The 24955-nt window shown below is 30.0% G+C and carries 24 protein-coding genes; 19 read left to right on the forward strand and 5 right to left on the reverse strand.

The features are described 5' to 3' along the window. The first annotated feature begins 34 nt into the window (after positions 1 to 34). Genes AAH949_RS08905 through AAH949_RS08920 form a run of 4 tightly spaced genes read left to right on the forward strand, consistent with a single transcriptional unit; the run spans position 35 to position 2764 of the window. A complete protein-coding gene (locus AAH949_RS08905; protein WP_134238795.1) occupies positions 35 to 571 on the forward strand; it encodes a purine-nucleoside phosphorylase in 537 nt (178 codons plus the stop codon). A 14-nt stretch (positions 572 to 585) separates the two neighbouring features. Then, positions 586 to 1650: a 23S rRNA (adenine(2503)-C(2))-methyltransferase RlmN gene (gene rlmN / locus AAH949_RS08910; RefSeq protein WP_348518543.1), complete on the forward strand. Its 1065-nt coding sequence runs from the start codon at positions 586 to 588 to the stop codon at positions 1648 to 1650. Beyond that, positions 1647 to 1748, forward strand: coding sequence for a hypothetical protein (locus AAH949_RS08915; RefSeq protein ID WP_243832605.1), 102 nt, complete (start codon positions 1647 to 1649; stop codon positions 1746 to 1748). The genes rlmN and AAH949_RS08915 overlap by 4 nt, the downstream gene beginning before the upstream one ends. Further along, entirely contained in the window at positions 1745 to 2764 is a 1020-nt protein-coding gene (locus AAH949_RS08920; RefSeq protein ID WP_348518544.1) for a radical SAM protein, read from the forward strand. Before AAH949_RS08915 ends, AAH949_RS08920 begins: the two co-directional genes overlap by 4 nt. Here AAH949_RS08920 and AAH949_RS08925 read toward each other — a convergent pair. Then, a complete protein-coding gene (locus AAH949_RS08925) occupies positions 2761 to 3786 on the reverse strand; it encodes a glycosyltransferase family 9 protein (RefSeq protein WP_348518545.1) in 1026 nt (341 codons plus the stop codon). The two genes, AAH949_RS08920 and AAH949_RS08925, sit on opposite strands and share 4 nt — an antisense overlap. Positions 3787 to 3911: 125 nt before the next feature. On the opposite strand from AAH949_RS08925, the gene AAH949_RS08930 reads away from it, so the two are divergent. Further along, on the forward strand, positions 3912 to 5174 hold the full coding sequence (locus tag AAH949_RS08930) for an MFS transporter (RefSeq protein WP_348518546.1): 1263 nt from the start codon (positions 3912 to 3914) through the stop codon (positions 5172 to 5174). Here the strand turns inward: AAH949_RS08930 and AAH949_RS08935 are convergent. After that, positions 5171 to 6064, reverse strand: coding sequence for an RluA family pseudouridine synthase (locus AAH949_RS08935; RefSeq protein ID WP_348518547.1), 894 nt, complete (start codon positions 6062 to 6064; stop codon positions 5171 to 5173). The genes AAH949_RS08930 and AAH949_RS08935 overlap by 4 nt on opposite strands. Positions 6065 to 6154: 90 nt before the next feature. Between AAH949_RS08935 and purB the strand changes: the two genes are divergently transcribed. The 10 genes from purB to AAH949_RS08985 all read left to right on the forward strand — a co-directional run bounded on the left by purB (position 6155) and on the right by AAH949_RS08985 (position 18774). Continuing rightward, positions 6155 to 7483: an adenylosuccinate lyase gene (gene purB / locus AAH949_RS08940; RefSeq protein ID WP_348518548.1), complete on the forward strand. Its 1329-nt coding sequence runs from the start codon at positions 6155 to 6157 to the stop codon at positions 7481 to 7483. A gap of 15 nt (positions 7484 to 7498) precedes the next feature. Continuing rightward, positions 7499 to 9868 carry a ribonucleoside-diphosphate reductase subunit alpha gene (locus AAH949_RS08945; RefSeq protein ID WP_348518549.1) on the forward strand — a complete coding sequence of 790 codons (2370 nt, stop codon included), beginning with the start codon at positions 7499 to 7501 and terminating at the stop codon, positions 9866 to 9868. Positions 9869 to 10033: 165 nt separating this feature from the next. Further along, entirely contained in the window at positions 10034 to 10837 is an 804-nt protein-coding gene (locus AAH949_RS08950; RefSeq protein WP_134238787.1) for an undecaprenyl-diphosphate phosphatase, read from the forward strand. A 128-nt stretch (positions 10838 to 10965) separates the two neighbouring features. Beyond that, the gene (gene thrS, locus AAH949_RS08955; protein WP_134238786.1) at positions 10966 to 12774 is read left to right on the forward strand and encodes a threonine--tRNA ligase; all 1809 of its coding nucleotides are present in this window, start codon (positions 10966 to 10968) and stop codon (positions 12772 to 12774) included. Continuing rightward, on the forward strand, positions 12771 to 13286 hold the full coding sequence (gene infC, locus AAH949_RS08960) for a translation initiation factor IF-3 (protein ID WP_134238785.1): 516 nt from the start codon (positions 12771 to 12773) through the stop codon (positions 13284 to 13286). Before thrS ends, infC begins: the two co-directional genes overlap by 4 nt. A 6-nt stretch (positions 13287 to 13292) precedes the next feature. Then, entirely contained in the window at positions 13293 to 13994 is a 702-nt protein-coding gene (locus tag AAH949_RS08965) for a hemerythrin family protein (RefSeq protein WP_348518550.1), read from the forward strand. Continuing rightward, entirely contained in the window at positions 13987 to 15846 is a 1860-nt protein-coding gene (locus tag AAH949_RS08970; RefSeq protein ID WP_348518551.1) for a flagellar assembly protein A, read from the forward strand. The genes AAH949_RS08965 and AAH949_RS08970 overlap by 8 nt, the downstream gene beginning before the upstream one ends. Positions 15847 to 15897: 51 nt before the next feature. Then, entirely contained in the window at positions 15898 to 16992 is a 1095-nt protein-coding gene (locus tag AAH949_RS08975; protein ID WP_134238782.1) for a DNA adenine methylase, read from the forward strand. A gap of 90 nt (positions 16993 to 17082) precedes the next feature. After that, complete coding sequence (locus AAH949_RS08980) at positions 17083 to 17631, forward strand: hypothetical protein (protein WP_134238781.1); 549 nt, start codon at positions 17083 to 17085, stop codon at positions 17629 to 17631. 108 nt (positions 17632 to 17739) lie between these two features. Beyond that, the gene (locus AAH949_RS08985) at positions 17740 to 18774 is read left to right on the forward strand and encodes an ATP-binding protein (RefSeq protein ID WP_348518552.1); all 1035 of its coding nucleotides are present in this window, start codon (positions 17740 to 17742) and stop codon (positions 18772 to 18774) included. On the opposite strand, the gene AAH949_RS08990 is transcribed toward AAH949_RS08985, so the two are convergent. Genes AAH949_RS08990 through coaE form a run of 3 tightly spaced genes read right to left on the reverse strand, consistent with a single transcriptional unit; the run spans position 18771 to position 20813 of the window. Continuing rightward, complete coding sequence (locus tag AAH949_RS08990) at positions 18771 to 19487, reverse strand: glucosaminidase domain-containing protein (RefSeq protein WP_348518553.1); 717 nt, start codon at positions 19485 to 19487, stop codon at positions 18771 to 18773. The genes AAH949_RS08985 and AAH949_RS08990 overlap by 4 nt on opposite strands. Then, positions 19462 to 20211, reverse strand: coding sequence for a diaminopimelate epimerase (dapF, locus tag AAH949_RS08995; RefSeq protein ID WP_348518554.1), 750 nt, complete (start codon positions 20209 to 20211; stop codon positions 19462 to 19464). Before dapF ends, AAH949_RS08990 begins: the two co-directional genes overlap by 26 nt. Continuing rightward, complete coding sequence (gene coaE, locus AAH949_RS09000; RefSeq protein WP_348518555.1) at positions 20208 to 20813, reverse strand: dephospho-CoA kinase; 606 nt, start codon at positions 20811 to 20813, stop codon at positions 20208 to 20210. Before coaE ends, dapF begins: the two co-directional genes overlap by 4 nt. Positions 20814 to 20870: 57 nt before the next feature. On the opposite strand from coaE, the gene purM reads away from it, so the two are divergent. From purM to AAH949_RS09020, 4 genes are all read left to right on the forward strand, one after another. Continuing rightward, positions 20871 to 21860 (forward strand): phosphoribosylformylglycinamidine cyclo-ligase, encoded by a 990-nt coding sequence (gene purM, locus AAH949_RS09005; RefSeq protein WP_348518556.1) that lies wholly within the window; start codon positions 20871 to 20873, stop codon positions 21858 to 21860. Further along, positions 21857 to 22600, forward strand: a complete 744-nt coding sequence (locus AAH949_RS09010; RefSeq protein ID WP_348518557.1) for a class I SAM-dependent methyltransferase — start codon at positions 21857 to 21859, stop codon at positions 22598 to 22600. Before purM ends, AAH949_RS09010 begins: the two co-directional genes overlap by 4 nt. A 9-nt stretch (positions 22601 to 22609) precedes the next feature. Further along, a complete protein-coding gene (locus AAH949_RS09015; RefSeq protein WP_348518558.1) occupies positions 22610 to 23815 on the forward strand; it encodes a hypothetical protein in 1206 nt (401 codons plus the stop codon). 121 nt (positions 23816 to 23936) lie between these two features. Next, positions 23937 to 24902 carry a glycosyltransferase family 9 protein gene (locus AAH949_RS09020; protein WP_348518559.1) on the forward strand — a complete coding sequence of 322 codons (966 nt, stop codon included), beginning with the start codon at positions 23937 to 23939 and terminating at the stop codon, positions 24900 to 24902. Positions 24903 to 24955 lie beyond the last annotated feature (53 nt).

The following is a 24955-nucleotide window of genomic DNA, read 5'->3' on the forward strand; positions in this document are numbered from 1 at the left end:
ATTTTTAAACCAAAAAAATGCAGGATGTAACAAAATGATAGTTTGTGCAGGTGGAAATGAAAATTTTTATTTTGCAAAAGCCATAGGTATAGGGCTTGTAGAAGCGGCTTGTAATTTAACTAAAATTTGTCAAAATCAAAAGCCTTCAAATATAGTATTTATAGGGACTTGTGGGCTTTATGATAGGGGTGAAATTTTAGAAATTTACAAAAGCTCTCATACTTTTAATATAGAATTTTCAAAAATTTCAAGTGCTTTTTACACGCCTGCAAAAGATGAAATTTATATAGAAAATAAAAATGTTTCTCGTGAAACAATCAAAATCAATTCATCAAATTATATCTGTCAAAACAAAAATGCAGCCAAAGAATTCGCAAAACTTGGATTGTTTGCTGAAAATATGGAAGCCTTTGCTGTGTTAAGTGTGGCTAAAAATTTTGGAATTGATGCAGAGTGTATTTTGTGTGCTACAAATTTTTGTGATGAAAACGCACATCAAGATTTTATAAAAAATCATCAAAAAGCCAAAGAAAAATTAGAATTTTATTTAAAAGAAAATAATTATATTTAAAAAAAGGAAATTTTTTGAAAGAACTCATTAATATTTTAGATTTTTTGCCCCAAGAATTAGAAGAAAAAATTAAACCAATGTTTCGCGTGAAACAAATTTATCAATGGATATACCAAAAATACGCAAGCAATTTTTCTGATATGTCAAGTTTGCCTAAGGATTTGCGTTTAGAGCTTGCACAAATTTATCATTTTTCGCCCCTTAAATGCGTTAAAAATGAGCAAAGTAAAGATGGAAGCATAAAGTATCTTTTTGAACTTGTCGATGGTTTAAGAGTAGAAAGTGTGCTTTTGCCGATGAAAGAAGAAAAATTCGATGAGGAAGGCAAAAGAATTTCGCACACAAGATATACTATTTGCGTTTCATCTCAAGTTGGCTGTAAAAGTGGTTGTAGTTTTTGCCTTACTGCTAAAGGAGGATTAAAAAGAAATTTAAGCGCTGGAGAAATAGTCGGACAAATTTTGTGGATCAAAAAACAAAATAATATCCCTTACGAACGCCGTGTAAATATAGTTTATATGGGTATGGGCGAACCGTTAGATAATCTTAAAAATGTCTCAAAAGCAGTAAAAATCTTGGCGCAAAATGATGGACTTGCTATAAGCCCACGCAGACAAACCATAAGCACAAGTGGCTTGGCTAAACAAATCAAAGAACTAGGGCAAATGAATTTGGGCGTTTTACTTGCTATTTCACTGCATGCAGTAAATGATGAGCTAAGAAGCGAATTAATGCCAATCAATAAAGCCTATAATATCGCTGCGATTATGGAAGCAGTGCACGAATTTCCTATAGATCAAAGAAAAAGAGTGATGTTTGAATACCTTTTAATCGATGGTATTAATGATAAAATAGAACATGCAAAAGAATTAGTCAAACTTTTAAATGGTATAAAAGCAAAGGTAAATTTAATACTTTTTAATCCACACGAAGGCAGTTTATACAAGCGTCCTAGTCTTGAAAATGCGATTAAATTCCAAGATTTGCTAAGTGCTAAAGGTGTAACTTGCACCATAAGAGAAAGCAAAGGGCTTGATATATCAGCAGCTTGTGGGCAGCTTAAAGAAAGGGCAAAATGACTTTTTTAGATATTGCAGAAATTATTTTTATAAGTGCGGTTGTTTTGGTGGGAATTGGTGGTATAATTTATGTTTTAAAAAATGAGGATAAAAAATGATAGATACGACAAAATTACTTGAAAATAAACTTTTTCAAGAAAGATATATCAAAGCAAATATTGCTTGGTATTTTTCTTATCTAAATGGAAAAAGAGGACTTTCTAGAATTTACAAAGTCCCTTACGCAGCCTTAATGAAAAAGTTTTTCTTGCAAAAATATTTCGAAAAACGCGTTAAAAATGGAATTATCGACATACCTTATCTTGAGCTTGTTTTAACCACAAAATGCACTATGCGTTGTCAGTCGTGCAATAATTTAATGCAGTACTTCTCCCCAAGCAATCAATACTCTTGCACGCTTGAAGGCATTAAAAAATCCCTTGAGCTTTTACTTTCTAAGGTAGATAGCATAGCAAGGGTTAGGATTATAGGTGGTGAGCCTTTGTTATTTAAAGACTTACCACAACTTGTGGATTATTTAGATTTACAAAAAAAGATTTTAACCTTTGATATTTTAACCAATGCTACTATTAATTTTAAAGATGAATTAGTGCAAAGATTTAAAAAATCTAAAAAAGTGAGAAAGATAAGTATTTCAGATTATAGACAAGCCCCAAATTTAAAAATTCCACTAAAACAAGAAAGCATACTCAAAAAACTTAAAGAAAATAAAATCGCATTTTCTTATAATACAACCGATCATTGGTATGATACTGAAAAAATTTACAAAAGAGGACGCAGCAAAGAAGAGATTATCAAAAATTATCATCATTGCAAAATGCCTTGCGTAAGCTTAATGACAAGTGAAGGAGAAAATCTAAAAGGCAAAGAACTAGCCCCAAATGGAGCAATTTTTGTATGTCCAATTTCAAGCTCTCTAACAAGGCTTAAAGGCTTAGATGAATTTGCGGGTGATTTTTTAAATTTAGATGACGATAAAGAAAGATTTTTTGAATTTTATACCCAAGATTTTTACAAAGCCTGTGATTATTGTAGAGATTTTAGCAAACCTTATAAAAAAATCCCAATAGCTATACAAACTAACAAGGTTTTAAAACTAGAAAAAGAAGACTAGAGATATTTTTCTAGTCTTCTTGTGATATCTACGATAAGTTCTCGTTTTTCATCTTCACTTAACTCATCTTTAGATTTTTTTATAAAAACATAATCATTATTATAGGTAGGCCAAAATATCTCATCTTTTGGCGGATAAAGCGCTATACTAGAAATCTTCAAATTTGTAGCGATATGTATGAGACCCGTGCTTGGGCTTATCACGCAAATTGATCTTGAAATTAGCTCTGCTAAGTTTAAAATATCATCATTATTTTTAAAAATCACAATTTCTTTGAGTAAATTTTTATCATATCCTAAAAGTTTATCCATAAAATCATCATGAACTAGATCATAAGTAGGCACAATAATGCTGATTTTTGGATAATTTTGCTTGATATTTTTGGCTAATTTCAAAAAAGAAATTGTGTCTAAGGTAGAATTTGAAGTGATACTGAAAGGATTGAGTATTATAAAATCTTTAATTTTGCTTTGATTTAAAAAATTTGTGATTAGATTTTTATGTGTTAAATTGCTTTGAATTTGTGTTTTAAACTCTAAATTTTTGATTTTTTCATCAAAAATCTTAGTATTTATTTTTCTAGCATAAAAAAGCAATCTATCCCTTTCTGTTCTTTTTTTATAAAGGCGAGTGATGAGTTTTATCCAAATTGTTCTACATTTTATAGAAAAAAAGCTTCTGATTTTTAATCTAGTAATGATCTTTTTGGCATTGCTTTTGATAAATTGTTTAATTAAAAAAGTATTGGCTTTATAAGAAAGAATATAATCTAAATTGTGTTGATTGATTTTTGCTATATTATCTTTGCTTGTAGGATTTTTTAAAATTTCAATTGTGTCGATAAAAGTTAAATTTTTTAAGAGACTAAAAGTATTATTTTTTGCAAAGACAATGATTTTTGCGTTATATATGTGTTTGATTGCGTAAAGCATATCTAAGCTTGCTATCATATCGCCTAGGGCATCTGGGCAATAATAACCTATTCTAAGCCTATACCCCCCCCTGTTTGGTAATTTTCGCATAGTTTTTCCTTATAAATTTTTAAAACTAATATTGTATCATAGATTTAATTTTATCAAAAATTATAAAACATTAATTTTTATTCTACTAGAATATAACATTCTAAAACAATACAAAAGCGATACACATGAGAAAAAAACAATACAAATTTCATATAAATGACACAAAATTAGATAAAAAAATGGTTGAACTTACAGAACGGGGCGGCTTTAAAATAGCCCTTTTTTCTATGGCAGCCATGACGGTTTTAGGAAGTGTGGTGATAGCCTCGGCTCTACCTGCTATCAATAAACATTTTGAAGAAATACTGCAAAATCAAAGCGGAATAATAGCTAATTTTACTTTGGAACATTTAGATATTTTAACGCGTTTGGTGCTAACTATACCGGCGATTTTTGTTGTGATTTTATCGCCTATTGCTGGCTTGCTTATGGATAAATTTGGTAAATTAAAATTCATTTTTCCTGCGATGGTTATTTGGACTTTGGCCGGAATTTCTGGATTTTTTCTCAATGATATTTATGCCATACTTATTTCTAGATCGATTTTTGGAATAGCTACGGCTTTTATTATGACAGGTGCTTCGGCCTTACTTGGGGATTATTATAGTAGGGGTGGATTTAACCGAAGAGAAAATGCACTTTCTTGGCAAGGGTTTTATTGTGCTGTGGGTGGGGCGATTTTTATCTCCATAGCCGGTTATGTTTCAAGTTATTCTTGGCGTTATCCTTTTTTAGTTTATTCACTTGGAATTTTAATCACACTTTTGGCATTTTTTTATCTTTTTGAGCCAAGGAAATTTAAATTTTACAATCACACAAAAGCAGAAGCAAAAACGAATTATTGGCAATTTTTACCTATATATTTTATAGGTTTTTTCATTATGGTTGTATATTATATATCGCCTACACAATTGCCTTATTATATAGAAAATCATCTAGGACTTGATCCAAAATACATAGGAATTTCTATGTCAATTTCTGCATTTTGCTATGGTATTTTTTCTCTAAGTTATAAAAGTATTGTCAAAAGGATTAATATTAAAACTATTTATATCTTAACGCTTTTAATTGTGGCAAGTGCTTTTTTACTTTTGTATTTTATCCATGATTTTTTAGCTGTTTTAGTGGCTTTAGCTTTACTTGGAATGGGTGGCGGGATAATGCTTGTAAATAATTCAGCCTATCTTTTTTCAATCTGCCCTGAAAATGCTAGGGCAAGGGCTTATGGCATTTTAGCGAGTTGTATGTTTTTAGGGCAATTTTTAAGCCCTATTATTTCTCAACCTATCGTCAGACAAATAGGACTTATTAATGCCTTTTTGGTTTGGGCTGTGATGATTTATTTTGTTGGTATGATTTTTTTATTTATGAAAACAAAATCAAATTAATCAAAAAATTCTTTTTTTATATCTGCGTTTGATTTTATCTCAAATTTTTCATTTTTATGAATAAATCTTAAGCAATTTGAATGCAAGCATAAGCGTTTAGCACCGCTTATTTGTATGCGTTCTTTTTTACTCATTTTTTCATCTAAAATTCTTTCAATTTTATCTTTTTCTAAGCCATAAAGCGGATCACCTAAAATTTTATGTTTCACATGAAACAAATGAAGTCTGATTTGATGTTGTCTTCCTGTGAGTGGTTTGCAAAGCAAAAGCGTAGCATTTAAATCAGAGTGAAATTCTAAAATTTCAAATTCAGTGATTGCTTTTTTGCCATCTTCGCAAATTTGCATTCTTGTTTTGACGTCATCATAATTTTTCACTAAATCCATAGCCTTATCCACGATGAAATTTTCTTTTACACACCCTTCGACTAAAGCTAAATATTCTTTTTGAATTTGTTTTTTTTCAAACATAGTTTTAAACTCAATTTGTGATTTTTTATGTTTAGCTACGAGTAAAAGTCCGCTTGTTTCTTTATCGAGTCTATGAGCTACACAGGCTTCTTTTCCCCATAAATGCCAAATTTCATCACAAAGACTATAAACACAATTTCTTCCATTAGGATGTGTAAGTACTCCGCTTGGTTTTTCAATGACAGCAAAATCTTCATTTTCGAAAACAATATCTACTCCTTTGGGATTGTTTTCATAAACGATTAATTCCACTAAACCGTTTAAAATTTTGTTTTTTTCTTCTACTAATTTTCCATCACAAAACAATCTTTTTTTATCAATGAGTTTTTGTGCTTCACTCATAGAAATTTTTAAGTTTTCCATAAGTACACAAAACGCCTTTTTTCCATTGTTTGAGAGTTTCTTTTTTATATAAGCCAACTTTAACCTTTTTTTAACCAAAGTATAAAATTTTTTTAGCTAAAATCTCATTTCTTTTTTTAAAAATTATAGCTAAAAAGGTTTTAAAAAATGGTTGAAAGATATAGCAGAGAAATCATGGCTAAAAAATGGGATATGCAAGCAAAATACGATGCGTGGCTTAAAGTCGAACTTGCTGCCGTAAAAGCTTGGAATAAGCTAGGTCTTATTAACGATAGTGATTGTGAAAAAATTCTAAAAAATGCTAAATTTGATATAGCTAGAATTGATGAAATAGAAAAAACAACCAAACACGATGTTATTGCTTTTCTTACAAGCGTGAGTGAGAACTTGGGAGAAGAGAGTCGTTTTGTACATTATGCAATGACTAGTTCTGATTGTATCGATACTGCCGTAGCCTTACAGATAAAAGAAAGTTTAGAGCTTATTTTAGAAGATATAGAAAAGCTTTTAGAAGCGATAAAAAAACGCGCTATGGAGCATAAAAATACCTTAATGGTAGGAAGAAGTCATGGAATTCATGGTGAGCCTATAACTTTTGGACTTGTGATGGGTATTTGGTATGATGAAATACTACACGCAAAAGAGCTTTTAAAACATGCAAAAGAAGTGATAAGTTATGGAAAAATAAGTGGTGCTATGGGAAATTTTGCTCACGCACCTTTAGAATTTGAAGAAGAAGTATGTAAAAATTTAAATCTTAAACCTGCACCGATTTCAAATCAAGTTATTCAAAGAGATCGTTACGCGCAAGTCATTTCAGCCATTGCGATTTTAGCTTCATCTTGTGAGCAAATTGCAGTTGCAATAAGACATTTTCAAAGAACTGAAGTTTATGAGGCTGAGGAGTATTTTAGTGCAGGTCAAAAGGGAAGTTCTGCTATGCCACATAAAAGAAATCCGGTTTTAAGTGAAAATATCACGGGACTTTGTAGGGTATTAAGATCTTTCGTAACTCCAGCTTTAGAAAATGTAGCTTTATGGCATGAAAGAGATATAAGCCATTCTAGTGTTGAGAGATTTATACTGCCTGATGCTTTTATAACAGCTGATTTTATGCTTGCAAGACTTACTAATTTAATTGAAAATCTTTTAATCTATCCTGAAAATATGATGAAAAATTTAAATCTCACCGGTGGACTTGTGTTTTCACAACGCGTTTTGTTAGAGCTTCCATTTAAAGGAATTAGTCGTGAAGAAGCTTATAAAATCGTGCAAAGAAATGCGATGAAAGTATGGAGTGATCTGCAAAATGGAAAAGCGGCGATAAATGAGAAAAATGAGAGTTTATTTTTGCTTGCGTTATTAGATGATGAAGATTTAAGAAAAAGTTTAAGCGAAGAAGATATTAGAAAGTGCTTTGATTATGATTATTACACAAAAAATGTTGATGCAATTTTTGCAAGAACTTTTAAATAAGCTAGGAGCGTTAAGATGAAGGTATTAAAAAGAAATGGTCGCACTGAAGAATTAGATGTTTCTAAAATCAAAAAATGCACTAGCGAAGCTGTTGTGGGGTTAAGTGGGGTAAATTTAAGTGAGCTTGAACTTGATGCAAAAATTCAATTTAGAGACGGAATTACAACAGAAGAAATACAAAAAACTTTAATTAAAACTGCTGTGGATAAGATAGATATTGATTGTCCTAATTGGACTTTTGTTGCCGCAAGATTATTTCTTTATGATTTGTATAAAAAAGTCAATGGTATGAATCGTTATAATCATTTAAGAGAGTATTTTGAAAAAGGCGAAAAAGAAGGTCGAATTTTACTCGGTCTTAAAGAAAAATACGACTTAGATGATTTAAATGACTATATAAAGCCTGAAAGAGACTTGCAATTTAATTATCTAGGCATAAAAACCTTATATGATAGATACTTAATCAAAGATAGTAAAGGCATACCAATAGAGCTTCCGCAGCATATGTTTATGGCTATTGCAATGTTTTTGGCACAAAACGAACTTGATTGTCAAACTTGGGCGAAAAAATTCTATGATCTTATTTCAAAATTTGAACTTATGCTTGCAACTCCTACCCTATCAAATGCAAGAACAACGCGTCATCAACTTAGTTCTTGTTATATAGGAAGCACTCCTGATAATATCGAAGGTATTTTTGACTCTTACAAAGAAATGGCATTGCTTTCTAAATTTGGTGGTGGTATAGGCTGGGATTGGTCTAAAGTACGCGCTATGGGTGGAAGCATAGATGGGCACAAAAATGCCGCAGGTGGGATAATACCATTTCTAAAAATCACAAATGATATTGCAGTAGCAGTAGATCAGTTAGGTACCAGAAAAGGGGCAATTGCGGTTTATATAGAGCCATGGCATATGGATATTAATGATTTTCTTGATTTACGCAAAAATTCAGGTGAAGAAAGAAGAAGGACGCATGAGCTTTTTCCAGCTTTATGGATCAATGATTTATTTATGAAAAGAGTTAGGGCAAATGATAAATGGACTCTTTTTGATCCTGCTGATACAGCTGATTTGTGTGATTTATATGGGGAAGCTTTTGAAAAACGATATGAAGAATACGAAAAAGATGAAAATATAGTTAAAGAAATCGTTGATGCAAAAGAACTTTGGAAGAAAGTTTTATTAAATTATTTTGAATCAGGTATGCCATTTTTATGTTTTAAAGATAATGCAAACAAAGCCAACCCAAATTCTCATGCAGGACTCATTAGAAGCTCAAATTTATGTACAGAAATCTTTCAAAATACAGAACCGAATTATTATCAAATTAAAGTTGTATTTGAAGATAAAACTGAGTTGCATTTAAATGAAATGGAAGAAATTATCATTGATGGAGGGTATAAAAAACTTGCCAAAAAGATTTCTACCTTAGATAGTATTAACGGTAAAAAAGTTTATATAGTTGAAAAATATAAAAATGATGGCAAAACCGCAGTTTGTAACCTTGCTAGCATTAATTTAAGCAAAATCAACACCAAAGAAGATATCCAAAGAGTTGTACCAATTGCCATTCGTATGCTTGATAATGTCATTGATTTAAATTTTTATCCCCATGTCAAAGTTAAAGATACGAATTTAAAATCAAGAAGTATAGGACTTGGCATTATGGGCGAAGCACAAATGCTTGCAGAAGCCAAAATTCACTGGGGAAGCGATGAGCATTTACATAAAATCGATGAAATTATGGAATTTATCAGCTTTGAAGCCATACAAGCTAGTTCAAATTTAGCTTTAGAAAAAGGCTCTTATCCTGATTTTGAAGGTTCAAATTGGAGTAAGGGCATAGTACCTATAGACTTAGCAAATGAAAATGCCAAAAAGCTCACTCTTAGAGAAGGACTTTTTGATCAAAGTGAGTGTGATTGGGCAAGACTTAGAGAAAAAATTCAAAAAGATGGTATGAGAAATGGCTATTTAATGGCTATTGCACCAACTTCTTCTATTTCTATTTTAGTAGGGACAACCCAAACGATTGAACCTGTTTATAAACGCAAATGGTTTGAGCAAAATTTAAGCGGTATGATACCTGTTGTAGTGCCAAACTTAAGCCTTGATACTTGGCAGTATTACACCCCAGCTTATGAGCTTGATCAAAAAATCTTAGTTAAAGCCGCAGCAGTGCGTGGGAAATGGATTGATCAAGGACAATCGATGAATATTTTCATCTCGCTTGACAAGGCCACAGGTGGATACTTAAATGAAATTTATCAACTTGCTTGGGAGCTTGGATTAAAATCAACTTATTACCTAAGAAGTGAAAGTCCTGATAGTGAAAAAGTAAATGTAGCTGATCGCAGTATAGAGTGCGAAGGTTGTCAATAAACATCAAGAAAATAAAGTTATTCTTTATTTTCTTTTTATGAATAAAACTCATCCACAACCCCAAACAACTCCTTTTTTAAGCTAAAAGTAAATTTTTCTTTCTCATACTTTGATTTGGTTTAAAAAAAATATGTAGAATTCTTATTTTAATATTTAAGGAACATTATGGAAATTTTACATGCGTTAATACTCGGAATAATCGAAGGTTTAACTGAATTTTTGCCCGTTTCCTCAACCGGACATATGATTTTAGGCGCAACGGTTTTAGGGCTTAATATTGATGATTTTTTAAGAAATTTTGTCATCATCATTCAACTCGGATCTATTTTAGCAGTGCTTTTTGTCTTTTGGCGCAAACTTTTTCAAGGAATTGACATTTGGCTTAAATTAGCAGTTGGATTTATCCCTGCTGGCATCATAGGTCTTATAGCCTATAAATTTTTAAAAGAACTTTTCAATGGATATACCGTTGCCACTATGCTCATTTTAGGTGGTATTGTTTTTATTGCTATAGAACTTAAACACAGAAAAAAAGATTATAATATCCATTCTTTAGATAAAATAAGCTATTTGCAAGCTTTTTTAATAGGCACAATGCAAGCTTTAGCCATCATACCAGGCACTTCAAGAAGCGGAGCAAGTATCATTGGAGGACTCTTGCTTGGGCTTGATAGGAAAGTAGCTGCTGAATTTAGTTTTTTGCTAGCCATTCCGACAATGATAGCTGCAACCGCTTATAGCATTTATAAAGAACCTATTTTATTAAGTGATACTAGTTCTTTATTGCCTTTAAGCATAGGTTTTATAACAGCTTTTGTTGTAGCGGTTTTTGTCATTAAATTCTTTTTAAAATTCATTTCAAAATTTGATTTTATTCCTTTTGGAATTTATAGAATTATCTTAGGAATCTTATTTTTCTATCTTTATTTTTCAGGCACTTTAGATGTGGGAAGTGAATTTAAAATGTAAATAAAAAGAAATTTTTAAGATTTGTTAAAAATTTCTTAAATTTAAAATTAATTTAAGCCCCACAAAGTTAAAATTAGAACTCTATAAACACTCACAAAGTCCGTGAGCAATTTAAGGTAAAAACTAATATGGAAAAAGAAATCATTGCATATCTAGATAATGAAAAAATAGTTGATTCTCAAAGTAAGAATTCTGCAAATTTAAAAGAAATTTACTTTGACAATTCCAAGCACAGTTTAGAAGTTATTAGGCATTCTTGTGCGCATTTGATGGCACAAGCGATTAAAAGTTTATATCCGGAGGCGAAATTTTTCGTAGGCCCTGTGATAGAAGATGGCTTTTATTATGATTTTCGTGTGAATTCAAAAATCGGCGAAGAAGATCTAGTAAAAATTGAAAAAAAGATGAAAGAATTTGCCGAAGCTAAACAGACAATAGAAAAATACGAAATCACAAAAAGCGAAGCAATAGCTAAATTTAAAGATGATGATTTAAAACAAGAAGTCTTATTACGAATTCCTGATGGAAAAGTTAGCATTTATAAGCAAGGTGAATTTGAAGATTTATGCCGTGGCCCTCATGTACCGAATACCAAGTTTTTGCGCAATTTCGCACTCACTCGCGTAGCGGGAGCTTATCTTGGTGGTGATGAAAAAAGAGAAATGCTCACACGCATTTATGGCACAGCTTTTGCGGATAAAGAGAGCTTAAAAGAACATTTAAGAATTATAGAAGAAGCCAAAAAACGCGATCATAGAAAGCTAGGAACCGAGCTTAAGCTTTTTACTTTTGATGATGAAATAGGTGGCGGACTTCCTATTTGGCTAAGCAATGGTGCAAGACTTAGATCAAAACTTGAACAAATGCTTTATAAAATCCATCGTTTGCGTGGCTATGAGCCTGTGCGTGGGCCAGAGCTTTTAAAAGCTGATGCATGGAAGATTAGCGGACATTATGCAAACTATAAAGAAAATATGTATTTTACGCAAATTGATGAACAAGAATACGGCATTAAGCCGATGAACTGCGTGGGACATATTAAAATTTATCAAAGTGATGTGAGAAGCTATCGTGATTTGCCTTTGAAATTTTTTGAGTATGGCGTGGTACATAGACACGAAAAGAGTGGTGTTTTACACGGACTTTTTAGAGTAAGAGAATTTACTCAAGATGATGCGCATATCTTTTGTATGCCAAGTCAAATCAAAGAACAAGTGCTTGAAATTTTAGCCTTTGTGGATAATTTAATGAAATTATTTGACTTTAGTTATGAAATGGAAATTTCAACTAAACCCGCTAAAGCTATAGGTGATGATGAAATTTGGGACAGCGCCACAAAAGCTTTAAAAGAAGCGCTTGATGAACAAGGTTTAAAATATGGCATCGATGAAGGTGGTGGAGCTTTTTATGGGCCAAAAATTGACATTAAAATTACTGACGCACTAAAAAGAAAATGGCAATGTGGTACCATACAAGTGGATTTTAATCTCCCAGAACGCTTTAAATTAGAATACACAGATAGTAATAACGAGAAAAAACAACCTGTAATGCTTCATCGTGCCATTTTGGGATCTTTTGAAAGATTTATAGGCATTTTAACTGAACATTGCGCAGGAGAATTTCCATTTTTCATCGCGCCAACAGCAGTGGGGATTGTGCCTATTGGTGAAGCACATTTAGCCTATGCTAAAGAAATTCAAAGAGAACTTTTGAATTTGGGTGTAGATAGCGAGGTGTATGAAAAAAATGAAAGCTTAAACAAAAAGATTCGCACTGCTGAAAAGCAAAAACTACCTATGATTTTAGTTTTGGGTGATGAAGAGGTAGCAAAACGTGGTGTTGCTTTAAGAGATAGAAGAGCTAAGGAGCAAAAAAATCTTAGCTTGGATGAATTTATTAATTTAGTTAAGGAGAAAATGAGTGAGGTACATTTTTGAGTAAAGAAAAAGAAGTATTGCTCAATGAAGAGATTAGAGCAGACGAAATCAGATGTATAGGTGATGATGGCAAGGTTTATGGTATCATCAGTAGTGACGAAGGCTTAGAGATTGCAAATCGCTTAGGACTTGATCTTGTTATGATAGCTCCTGATGCCAAACCACCGGTTTGTAAGATAATGGATTTTGGAAAATTCCGCTATCAACAAGAGAAAAAACAAAAAGAAGCTAAGAAAAAACAAAAAGTAATTGATATAAAAGAGATTAAACTTTCTGTAAAAATCGCACAAAATGATATTAATTACAAGGTAAAACATGCTTTAGAATTTTTAGAACAAGGAAAGCATGTGAGATTTCGTGTATTTTTAAAAGGGCGTGAGATGGCAAGCCCTGAAGCGGGTGTAGCTTTGCTTGAAAAAATTTGGACTATGATAGAAAATGAAGCTAATCGCGACAAAGAGCCAAATTTTGAAGGCCGTTATGTCAATATGCTCGTAACTCCAAAAAGATAAAGCTAGATGGATAATAAACAAATATTATTTGAATGGAGCAAAGAATTTAGCGTTAAAAATATGCAAATTGACGCTCAACATAAAAAGATATTTGATATCGCAAACGAAGCTTGGTTGATTGCAAAAGACATACCAACGCAACCAAGTTCAAAAGAACAACAAAAGCTTAAGCAAATTATTTTGCACTTACTTGATTACATTAACACACATTTTAAAGAAGAAGAAATTTTTATGCAAAACATAAATTTTCCTTTACTAAAAGAACATAAACAATCTCATAGAGAGCTTATAGAAAAGGTTAAAAACATACTTAAAAATATCAGCGACACTCAAATTTTATCCAAAGAACTTGCACTATTAACCAAAAAATGGATTTTAAAGCATATTATTGGTGAAGATATGCTCATCAAGCACTATGCTGAAACCGCTTTAGATATTAAAGAAATTCATTATAGTTTAGAACAATATAACAAAATTTTAGCGATGAATAAAGATATTGAAAAAGAAAGCCAATATAGCTATGTCTGCTCGTGTATGTTAAAAACTCATAAAATTTGTCAAACCTTACATGAGCATTTATTAAAGGAAAATAGTTTTATTAGGTGCAAAGTTTGCAAACAACCTTTAGTTTATCTTGAAAATAAAGATTTAAATGAAAAGGCTTTAAAAAATTTCAAACTCAAATTTTTTGGAACAAGCAATGTTTAATTTTAAAGCCAGATATGCAAATTCACAAATTATAGAATCAGAAGATCCTTATATTTTATTACAAAAACAAACAAATAAAAATTTTAGAATTTTAGATTTTAAAACCATCTGCACAAGCAATGAAGATGAAATTCAAGAGTACTCAAGTGATGAATTATCAATTTTTAATGATGATAATTTCTTTGTCAATAAAATCAAAAAGATTGAACAAAAATTCATTATAGAACTTTTCCCAAAAGAACAACTTGCATTAAATTTCAAAACCATACTTAGTTCAAATGAAAATTCTAGCTCTATAAAAATACTATTCGAAGGCGAAAATTTCCTACGATTTTATGATAATTTCAAAGAAGATTTAATCCAAGAAGTCTTCAAAAATATGCTTAAAGAACACTATTTAATAGGTATTAGACTTAAAAAAGAATTTTTTAATGACATTGATACAATCATTGCTCAATTAAAAAATAATACCACCTCCAAAAAAGCTATATTTAGCGTAGCGAATGGAGTTGAGCCCAAACAAGGAAAAGCGGATGAAATTATTTTTTACAAAAGCATTGAAAATGTAAAAAATTTAAACGAAGGGAAAATTTCTTACGATCAAAAATCCTATGCTAAGCCTATAGAAAAAAATGAATTGCTTTTTGAATACATTAAACCCATAGAAGGCAAAATAGGAAGAAATTTAAAAGGTAAAATTTTAAAGCCAAAACCTTTACAAAATAATGGAAATACATTAAAAATTGATAAAAATATTATTACCAAAGACACAAGGGAAAAAATTTCTTATTATGCAAGTTCTTATGGTTATTTAAAAAAAATAGGTTCTAATTATTCTATTATTGATGAGTTGATTTTGTATAATGTCAGCCTTAAAAATACAGGCTCTATAAAATCAAATACTCTCGAAGAAATTAGTGTCGAAATCACAAATAATAACTATTTAGATGAAAGCATCAAGGCCGGTGTAAAAGTCGAAGCCTATAATGTAAAAATAGCAGGAAATGTTGATATAGCTAGCGTAAAATCAGAATTTTTGTCTATAGGTGGAAAAACACATTCTAAATCAAAGCTATATGCTAAAAATGCTTATATTAATACGCATAAAGGTTATTTAGAGGCTGATATTGCTTTTATTGATAATTTAGAAAATGGAACCGTAATTGCCAATACTGTTATTATTAACACTTGCATGGGTGCAACCATTAAAGCAGATAAAATTTATGTTAAAAATGCTCTAAGCTATAATTGCATTCATCCAAAAAAATTTCTATTAGTAGATAATATTAATGGCGATATGAATGAATTTAGCGTAAGTCCTAACCATGTCGTTACTGCTAATAATGAATTTTATGAGGATATGGTACTTGCCAAAGAATTGCATAATAAAATTTCTCATATTAACGCCCAAATGAAAGAATCTTACGACTTTATCTTCAAAAACCAAAACAAAGTGCATTATTTTAAAAATATCAATTCAAACAACCCCACTCATCTTAAACTTATACAGAACTATGAAAATTCCCTTGTAAGATATAAAAAACTATTCGAAAATTATCAAGAATTAGTATGCTTTGCCTATGTATTGGACACAAAACTTGACGAAATTTATGGAGTAGCTTTTAATGCAAAAATTATGATTTATAATAATGAAGGAAATGATAATTTGATTAAATTTAAAGTCATACATCCAAGATCAATAGAACTTCGCTATATTTTGAAAAAAAATGACCCTTTCAAGCTTTTTCATCTCAAACGCAATGATAAAAACCCAACCATTCACAAAGAAGAAAATTTCCCTGATGAATTTATCAAATGGACTCAGACAAACAAAGAAAATTATTTTAATTGATTGAAATTATTCATTTATTAGTTCAAAAAGATCGATTCAAGTGGAGCTTATATGCAAGAAAATACTAAATTTTTAAAAGAACAAATCATCACTTATCTTGGAAATAAACGCACTTTATTGCATTTTTTAAAACAAGGTTTTGATTTTGCCAAAACAGAGCTTAATAAAGAAAAATTCAGTTTTTGCGATGTTTTTAGCGGTTCGGGTATAGTTTCGCGTTTTGCAAAAGCGCACTGTGATTTTTTAGTTGCAAATGACTTAGAGCTTTATTCTAAAATCATCAATGAATGCTATCTTAGCAACAAAAATTCCTCACTCATTAAAGATTTAAAACATTATCATAAAAAACTTTTAAGCGATTTAGAGCTAGAAAAAGGCTTTATTAGCAAACTTTATGCTCCAAAAGATGAAAATAATATCAAAAAAAATGAACGCGTTTTTTACACCCTAAAAAATGCAATGTTTTTGGACACAATCAGACAAAAAATCGAGCAAGAAATTCCTCAAAATTTAAAGCATTTTTTTATAGCCCCACTCATTTATGAAGCAAGCGTGCATTCAAATACTAGCGGTGTGTTTAAAGGCTTTTACAAAGGAAAAAATGGAATCGGTAAATTTGGCGGAGAAGCGCAAAATGCCTTAAAGCGCATTAAAGGAGAAATGAGTTTATCTCTGCCTATTTTTTCAAATTTTTGCTGTGATTTTGAAGTCACACAAAAAGATGCAAACGATTTAGCTAAGGAATTAGATAAAATCGATGTGGCATACTTAGATCCCCCATATAACCAGCATCCTTATAGTTCTAATTATTTTATGTTAAATTTAATAGCAAGTTACCAAAAGCCAAAAGAAATTTCAAAAATTTCTGGAATTCCAAAAAATTGGAATCGTAGCGACTTTAATAAAGCAAAAAAAGCTGAAGATGCTTTATTTGAACTCATTTTTAATCTCAAAGCAAAAGTTATTTTGCTCTCTTATAATTGTGAAGGTTTTATCAAAAAAGAAAAGTTCTTAAAACGACTTGAAAAACTTGGAAAATGTAATATTATTGAACAAAAATACAATACTTTCAAAGCAAGTAGAAACCTAAGAAATCGTAGCCTTTATGTCAATGAGCAACTTTATATTTTATTAAAAAATATTTAAAATTATTTTGATTTTTGTTATCATGGGACTTTATTTTTACTTCACTTTCATATTTTATGATTACGACCTATTTTTCATTAAGGAGTCACAATGATAAACAAAAACAAACTTTTTAGGCAAATTCACATTTATGTGAGTTTATTTTTCTTGCCTTTAGCACTTTTGTATGCCATATCCGGTATTGCTTATATATTGGGCGCGGATCAAGATACAGGTGCAGACATAAAAAGCTATACACTCAAAACTCTTCCAGAACAAGGCAAAGAGCAAGATTTTGTACTCAATTTCTTAAAAGAAAATGGTTTAAAAATTCCTTCCAACACAAACTTAAAAATGAATGCAAAAAGCAAAGAATTAACCATGGGTGCATCGCATTATAGCGTAAGCTTATCTATAGAAAAATCTACACTTACAACAAAAACAAGAAGTATATTGGGCGATATGATAATGCTTCATAAAAATAAAGGCGAGTGGTATTTCTCTATCTTAGGAATAGGTTTTGGAATAGCCTTAATGCTTTTATATCTTTCGGGATTAATCATCACGCTTTTTGCTATTAAAAAAGATCGTGATAAGCAAATAGCGGTATTGGTTTGCGGTATTGCTATCACTTTAATTCTTGGATATTTAAGCTTATAATAACGGTAGAGCGAAAGCTTTACCTAATTTATAATTTCTATGTAATTTATAAATTTTCATTTTAATAAAAATTTAATGCTATAATTGTCCTTTATAAAAGGATAAAAAATGAAAATACTCCAATTTTTTTATGAAAATCATCCCAAATTTGAAGCAAGCAATGAAAGAAAAACACAGATTACAAAAACAAATATTATCATCAAAGGCCCAAAACACTGTGGTAAGAAAAAATTAATTTTTAATTTTTTATCTTCTTTTAAAAACAATGAAGTTTTATTTTTAAACACAAATGATATACGCTTTGAAAAAAATAGTTTGTTGAATTTAGAAGCTTTTTTACAAACACACCCACAGATTAAAATTCTTTGCATTTGTGATTTAGATTTCGTGCCTAAATTTGACAAAATAAACATTCCTATTATATTAAGCACAAATAAGAAAAATTTGTATATTGAAGGATTTGAAGAACTAGAACTTGATTATTTTGATTTTGAAGAATTTATAAGTATCAATAAAAACCTTCCTATAAATCATTTGGTTGGACTTTTTTTGCAAATAGGACGATCAAAATTTGGTGAAAATAATGAGCTGTTAAAGCAAGATTTTTCCTTACTTGATCTTGAAATTCTTAAATACCTTGCATTAAATCTTGGGCAACAAATTAGCATCTCTCAAATTTTTTTAGAGCTTAAAACAAAAATCAAAACTTCAAAAGATAGCGTTTATCAAAGCATTAAAAATTTAGAAAATACTTTTATTATCAAAAATCTAAATCATGATGAAAAAAAACTACAAAAAATTTATTTTAGAGATTTTGCAATGAAAAATGCCCTATGTATACAAAAAGATTTTAACGCCTTGTTTGAAAATTTAATTTTTAGCGAATTATTTAAATTTAAAAAAGATTTTTTTTATAATAAATTTTTTAATTTTTATAATAAAGAAACACAAACTGCTTATATTTCAAGTCCTACTTTAGACATTGATCTCATTAAAATTAAAGCCAAGAAAATTTTACCAAAGGCTCTAGAACTTCATATCTTTCACATTTTTTTTATCACTCTTTCCAATGAAGATAGCTTTTTTGATCAAGGGATAAAATTTGAAATTCTGCCCTTTGACAAATGGGCTTTAGGCTTTTAATTATAATCGTATTTTTCTAAATTATGTTTTTTGATGATTTTAGTAATAACTTCTATGTAATGTTTGCCCGTTTCTGAATACTTATCTAAAGTTTGTATGGCACTAATTCCATCAATCATTTTACCTTGCTTTGCAAATTCTTCTCTAGCCTTTCTAAAATCAGTATAAGCAGCGTGACGATTCAAATTTAAAACATAAGAATCCACGCTTTCTTGTAAAGTATCAAAAATGCGAATTTTGTGAGTCTTTCCTTCTAATCTAGCATTTGGAGTCAAACCTTTTTCACTCCAAGTCCATTCTCCAAAAAGATTATTAGCCTCTCTTGCAAAGCGACTAGTACCTGTACCACTTTCTACTAAAGCTTGCGCTATGCCCATAGATTTTGGAATTACGCCGATGCGCTTTTGATAATCTTCTAAATCAAAAATTTTCTCTATACGATACTTATTTTTAATCTCAATAAGTCTTGAAAACTGCACTGGATTTAAATCCCTAAAACCACTTTTTGCACCCTCTTTTAAAAAGGACTCTACAAATTCTAATTCTTTTTGAAGTTTCCCAAAAGAAATATCGAACATTTGATTCATTTTTTCAAAAAAGACTTGTTGCTTTTCCTTGATATTTAATTGATAGTAATTTTCCCCAAAACCATTTTTTTCTATGCTAAAAAGCATCAAAGGAAACAAACTAAGAAAAATTATAATTTGCCTCAAAACAGTATCTCACCTTTCCTTTAAAAAATAATTCTTCATTTTCAAATTTAAAACCCACTTCCTCGCCACTTTTTGGAAAAATTTTTACTTCATTTTTAACTAATTTATTTAAAAAAGCAAGATAAAAACAAGCTCCCATTCCGGTGCCACATGCTTGTGTTTCGTCCTCTACTCCTCTTTCAAAAGTGCGAACTTTTAAAGTGTTTTCATCAATAATTTGTGCAAAATTCACATTTGCATTATACTTTTCTCTCATTTTTTTACAAAGTCTAAGATCGAAATCATCTAAATTTTCGCAAAAATGTACTAAATGTGGAACCCCAGTATCGCAAATTTGCCAAGTTTTTCCAAATTCATCAAAAGCATTTTCCACATTCTTTACCTCACCCAAAGAAACTTCGACAATATTGTTATTTACTTCCGCTTTTATGATGCCAGCACCGGTTAAAAAAGCCATTTTATTTTGTATTTTATTGATATGGTGTGCAAAATGCGCCACAGCCCTTGAGCCATTGCCGCACATTGAGGCTCTTGAGCCGTCATTATTATAAAATTCCCATTCAAAATCGTATTTTTCATGCGGTAAGATTGCGATAAAACCATCTGCTCCTATGCCTTTATAGCGGTTGCAAAGCTCTTTAGCTAAAGCGCTTCTGTCTTTTTTTTCATCAGCATTTGTTATGATAAAATCATTACCACTTGCACAATATTTATAAAATTTCACGCTTTTCCTTTGGAAATATTTTCTATTACTCTAACACATTCTTGCCTAAAATCAGCATAAGAAAGGGTATTTTTAATGACTATATCCGCTTTTTTAAATTTTTCTTCAATATCCATTTGAGAATTAAGTCTTAATTTTGCAGCTTCTAAGCTTAAATTATCCCTTTGCATTATCCTTTTTAAACTAAGTTCTTTTGGAGCATAAATCAAAATCACTTTACCAAGATTATCATAAGCACCACTTTCAAAAAAAAGCGGAATTTCAACAAAAAAAGGCTTGTTTTCTCTATCCAAAATTTGCATTTGTTCTAGAATTTTTGCCCTTATTTTTGGATGAGTGAAATTTTCTAAAGTTTTTTTAGCTTCTTTATTTGAAAAAATAATTTCTCCAAGAATTTTTCTGTCTATTTTCCCATCTTTTTTTAATAAATTCAGTGTGCTAAATTGAGAAAAAATTTGTGCGAGCTCTAAAGCGTTTTCATCCAAAATTTGATGTGCAATCGCATCCGCACTAAGGCTTTTAAAGCCTAAAGAATTGGCTATTTGTATAAAAGTACTTTTGCCACAAGCAATGGAAGCTGTTACAAAATAGGCATTTTTCATAATTTAACCTTTAGATATTTTAGATAAAATACCTTTTTAATTCTTAAAGGAAAATAAATGAAAATTTCATATGAAGATGCTGGAGTAAGTATAGACAATGGCAATGCCTTTGTAGAGGCAATAAAACCTTTAGTAAAAGAAACTTTTAATGATAGTGTTGTAGGAGGTATTGGCTCTTTTGCAGGTGCTTTTAGAATGCCAAGTGGCTTTAAAAATCCTGTAATTTTAGGTGCAACTGATGGCGTTGGCACTAAACTTCGCTTAGCTATTGATGCAAAAAAATACGACACCATAGGGCAAGATTTGGTTGCAATGTGTGTTAATGATTTAATTTGTAATTTTGCTACGCCTTTGTTTTTTTTGGATTATTATGCTACGGCTAAACTTGAAGTAGAAGTAGCAAAAGCTGTTGTGGCAGGTATTGCTAATGGATGTAAAATGGCAAATTGTGCTTTAATTGGCGGAGAGACTGCTGAAATGCCTGGAATGTATGCAAAAGATGATTTTGATTTAGCCGGTTTTGCAGTGGGAGTAGCAGAAGAAGATGAAATCGATAGAAGTAAATTTGTAAAAAATGGCGATATTTTGCTAGCACTTCCTAGCTCTGGACTCCATTCAAATGGCTATTCTTTAGCTAGAAAAGTGCTTTTTGAAAGCTTAAAACTTAAATTTGATGATAAGATAGAAGGTAAAAATTTAATCGATGTTTTACTAGAGCCTACAAGGATTTATGTGCGTGATTTTCTTGCTTTAAAGCCTTATATATCAGCCTTAGCACACATTACTGGCGGAGGTTTGGTGGAAAATTTACCACGCGTTTTACCTCGCGGAATGGGTGCAATCATACGCAAACATCATCTAAAAACTCCGGAAATTTTTTACCATATAGGCGAAGCAGTAGAAGAAAGCGAAATGTATAGAAGTTTTAATATGGGAGTTGGTTTGGTTTTAGTCGTTGATCCTTCTAGTGTAAGCAAAGTTTTAGAAAATTCAGACGCGTTTATCATCGGTGAAATCACGATTAATGAAGGCGTTGTTTTAGAGTGAGAGCAAATTATTATGATTTTTTATGTACGAAAATGTATGAAATTTTGCATGCAAAAGCCCCTAAGGATGAATTAGATTTTTATCTTTCTTATGCAAAAAAGGAAGAAAAAATTTTAGAGTTAATGTGTGGAAGTGGGCGGTTTTTATTGCCCTTTGTAGAGCAAGGTTTTGATATTAGCGGAGTGGATAATTCTGCTAGTATGTTAGAAAAACTCAAAGAAAAAACCCCTAATGCAAAAATCACAAAATGTGATATTTTAGATTTTAAAAGCGATGAGAGTTTTGATTATATTTTTATTAGTTCAGGTTCTTTATGCTTGATTACTGATATAAATGAGTGCAAAAGGCTTTTAAGAAATTTAAAATCTTTTTTGAAAAAAGATGGAAAATTAGTCTTTGCACTTGATACTATTATGACTAGATACAAAGATGATAATGATTATAAAATAAGTGTTAAAGTCAAAACAGAACAAAATTTTGATCTCATTTTAAAGAATAAAAATCATTATGATGAATTTTCTAAAACACAATTTTCGCCTTCTATTTATGAATTATATGATAAAGATAAGCTTTTGCAAAGTGAAAAGATGGACTTTAAAATTCATCTTTATGATTTAAAAGAAATTAAAAATATTTTAAAAGAACTTGAATTTGAGCGTTTTTTTATTTATTCTTCTTTTGATAAAAAAATTGCTAAAGATGATAAAAGCGAAATGTTTTTGTGTGAATGTATTAAGTAAAGGATAAAAATGCAAAGCTTAAATGAAATTTTACTTCAAAAAAAGATAAAAGAAATTCGCTTCAAAGCCATAGCGAGTATTGTTTGTGGCTTTTTAAGTATCATTCCTTATCTTGGAGTTTTATTTGCTCTTGCAAGTTGGATTTTATTTTTTATTGTGCTTTATGATTTAAAAATTTATGGTGGTACTAAGAATTTATTTAAAAATTTGTTTATCGTTGCAGGAATTGGATTTTTTGGAATTCTTATTAATGTAAGTGTTTTATTTGTAATTCTAAAGCCTAGAATCGATATTTTTGGTGGACTTTATTTTAATGAAGATAATGCATTTTTGGCCATAGGCACTTTTTGCGTGCTTTTTTATATTACTTTGGCTTTAATTTTTCCTTTTTTTAAAGCCTTTTATTATGAAATTGCAAGAGTAACGAAGCAAAAGTATTTTATTAATGCTTTTTGGGCTTATTTTATAGGAATTTGTACTTTACCTTTATTTGGTTTGGGTGCTATAGGAGTGTTAATAGGCTATATTTTAAAGCTTGTAGCATGGATAAAATTTAAAGAATTTGACGAGCAAGAAATTGTAAATTTAGAAGAAAGATTGGCTAAAGAACAAAAAAAGGTTTTCGATTTAAAATGGATTAAAATCACAATGGCTTCATTTATAATTTTAAATTTGCTTGTTCTAGTATTTATAATTTTTCAATATTTTATATCTTTTGTTGGCCTTGATTATAACGCAGAGCTTTATATAAGAAGAACTTTATTTTATATAGCAACAATTTTAGCTTTGCTTAGCGTGTTTTTGTTTTGTAAAAAGTTAAAAACTTACAAACTTTTTATTTATTTTCTCATATGGCAAGGCTTAAGTGTTTTTTGTGACTATATTCTTTTTACTCCTCCTTCTATTATAATGTCTAAAACTGCATATGGAAGTTTGATAATAGTATTAAACCTATGCTGTATTATCCTCGCCTTTTTATTCTTTAAAAGTTTAGTTCAAATTACAAAAGAAAAGCTTTTCTATCTTGTTTTTATATTTTTTACTTGCAATGGATTTGTAGCAATATGTTATACATCCTTGCTTATAACGCTTAATCATCTTGTATTTGAAAAATTATTCTTAGTAGGTATAATACTTTTTCAAGTTGCTTATTTCATTTCATTTTTAATTTTTTGGCTTAAATTAAAAGGACAAAAAAGTGTTAAAATTTGTTAAGATAGCAAAAGCGAAATTTATACAAATAAATAAAGGATAAAAATGCGAAATTTAAATGAAATTTTAGGGGGGGGGCAATCGTCTTTGTGTAGGATATTATTGCCCACATTCTATAGGAGATATGGTTGCAAGCTTAGATATGCTTTATGCGATCAAAACTATTTTTAAAGCAAAACTTGTTGTATTTGGTGCAAAAAATACTCAAAAATTATTACAAAATTTTGACTTTATAGATAATTTTGAACTCATTTCTTCATCTGCAAAAGAAAATTATCCCCAAATTATAAAACAAATCAATGCTCATCATTGCGATTATTTGATAGCTTTTCATTCTAAAAGTTTTTTGATCAAATTTTTACTTCAAAGCAATGCCAAACGCATTATAATTCGTCTTAAATGGTTGAGTTTTTTAAACTTTAGGTGTATTACAATTAATGATAGTTTTATTAAGAAATTTTTTAAAGATAAAACCATAAGAGCAAAAATGCTTTATTATGCAAGAAAAATAAATCCAAAACTTTATGATAAAAAAATCAATACTTTAACATTTAATAATCAAATTCCAATTCCATTAAAAAATAAAAATATAATTAAAGAATTTCTAATGAGCCATAATTTAAAAGAAAAAGATTTTCTCATTATCAATCCCTTTGCTATCACTACGCCTTATAATTTAAGCATAAATTGCTATATAAAATTAATTTGTAAAGCTAGTTTAAAATACAAAATAGTTATCCCAACCTTTGAAGCAGTGCATCAAAATTTCATTGATAATCTAAATTCTTTTAAAAATGCAGATAAAAATCAAATTTATATTTTTAAAAATGATGATGATATTCTAAATTTACTTGCTTTGCTTTATTTTTCAAAATGCTTGATAAGTCCTAGCACAGGAACTATTCACCTAGCTTCTAATATTAAAATTCCAAGCATAGGTTTATATCCTTATAAAGATGATTTATACTGGAAAACTTTTAATCAAAATTATGTTTTCATCTCTAAAAAGCAAAGTGATTTAAGTAAAAGCGAAAGCGAGGAAATCATAGAAGAAGTTTTAAAAAGATTGGATGAGTTGATGAGTGATTAAATAGAAATTTCATAATATTTTGCAAATTGCTTAAAAAATATCTCATAAAATTG

The sequence above is a fragment of the Campylobacter sp. CCS1377 genome, from assembly GCF_040008265.1.
Lineage (GTDB): Bacteria > Campylobacterota > Campylobacteria > Campylobacterales > Campylobacteraceae > Campylobacter_D.

Coding starts and splice junctions, on each gene's coding strand:
- AAH949_RS08905 (WP_134238795.1), top strand. CDS start 35: ATGATAGTTTGTGCAGGTGGAAATGAAAATTTTTATTTTGCAAAAGCC.
- AAH949_RS08915 (WP_243832605.1), top strand. CDS start 1,647: ATGACTTTTTTAGATATTGCAGAAATTATTTTTATAAGTGCGGTTGTT.
- AAH949_RS08920 (WP_348518544.1), top strand. CDS start 1,745: ATGATAGATACGACAAAATTACTTGAAAATAAACTTTTTCAAGAAAGA.
- AAH949_RS08925 (WP_348518545.1), bottom strand. CDS start 3,786: ATGCGAAAATTACCAAACAGGGGGGGGTATAGGCTTAGAATAGGTTAT.
- AAH949_RS08930 (WP_348518546.1), top strand. CDS start 3,912: ATGAGAAAAAAACAATACAAATTTCATATAAATGACACAAAATTAGAT.
- purB (WP_348518548.1), top strand. CDS start 6,155: ATGGTTGAAAGATATAGCAGAGAAATCATGGCTAAAAAATGGGATATG.
- AAH949_RS08945 (WP_348518549.1), top strand. CDS start 7,499: ATGAAGGTATTAAAAAGAAATGGTCGCACTGAAGAATTAGATGTTTCT.
- AAH949_RS08950 (WP_134238787.1), top strand. CDS start 10,034: ATGGAAATTTTACATGCGTTAATACTCGGAATAATCGAAGGTTTAACT.
- thrS (WP_134238786.1), top strand. CDS start 10,966: ATGGAAAAAGAAATCATTGCATATCTAGATAATGAAAAAATAGTTGAT.
- AAH949_RS08965 (WP_348518550.1), top strand. CDS start 13,293: ATGGATAATAAACAAATATTATTTGAATGGAGCAAAGAATTTAGCGTT.
- AAH949_RS08970 (WP_348518551.1), top strand. CDS start 13,987: ATGTTTAATTTTAAAGCCAGATATGCAAATTCACAAATTATAGAATCA.
- AAH949_RS08975 (WP_134238782.1), top strand. CDS start 15,898: ATGCAAGAAAATACTAAATTTTTAAAAGAACAAATCATCACTTATCTT.
- AAH949_RS08980 (WP_134238781.1), top strand. CDS start 17,083: ATGATAAACAAAAACAAACTTTTTAGGCAAATTCACATTTATGTGAGT.
- AAH949_RS08985 (WP_348518552.1), top strand. CDS start 17,740: ATGAAAATACTCCAATTTTTTTATGAAAATCATCCCAAATTTGAAGCA.
- coaE (WP_348518555.1), bottom strand. CDS start 20,813: ATGAAAAATGCCTATTTTGTAACAGCTTCCATTGCTTGTGGCAAAAGT.
- purM (WP_348518556.1), top strand. CDS start 20,871: ATGAAAATTTCATATGAAGATGCTGGAGTAAGTATAGACAATGGCAAT.
- AAH949_RS09015 (WP_348518558.1), top strand. CDS start 22,610: ATGCAAAGCTTAAATGAAATTTTACTTCAAAAAAAGATAAAAGAAATT.
- AAH949_RS09020 (WP_348518559.1), top strand. CDS start 23,937: ATGGTTGCAAGCTTAGATATGCTTTATGCGATCAAAACTATTTTTAAA.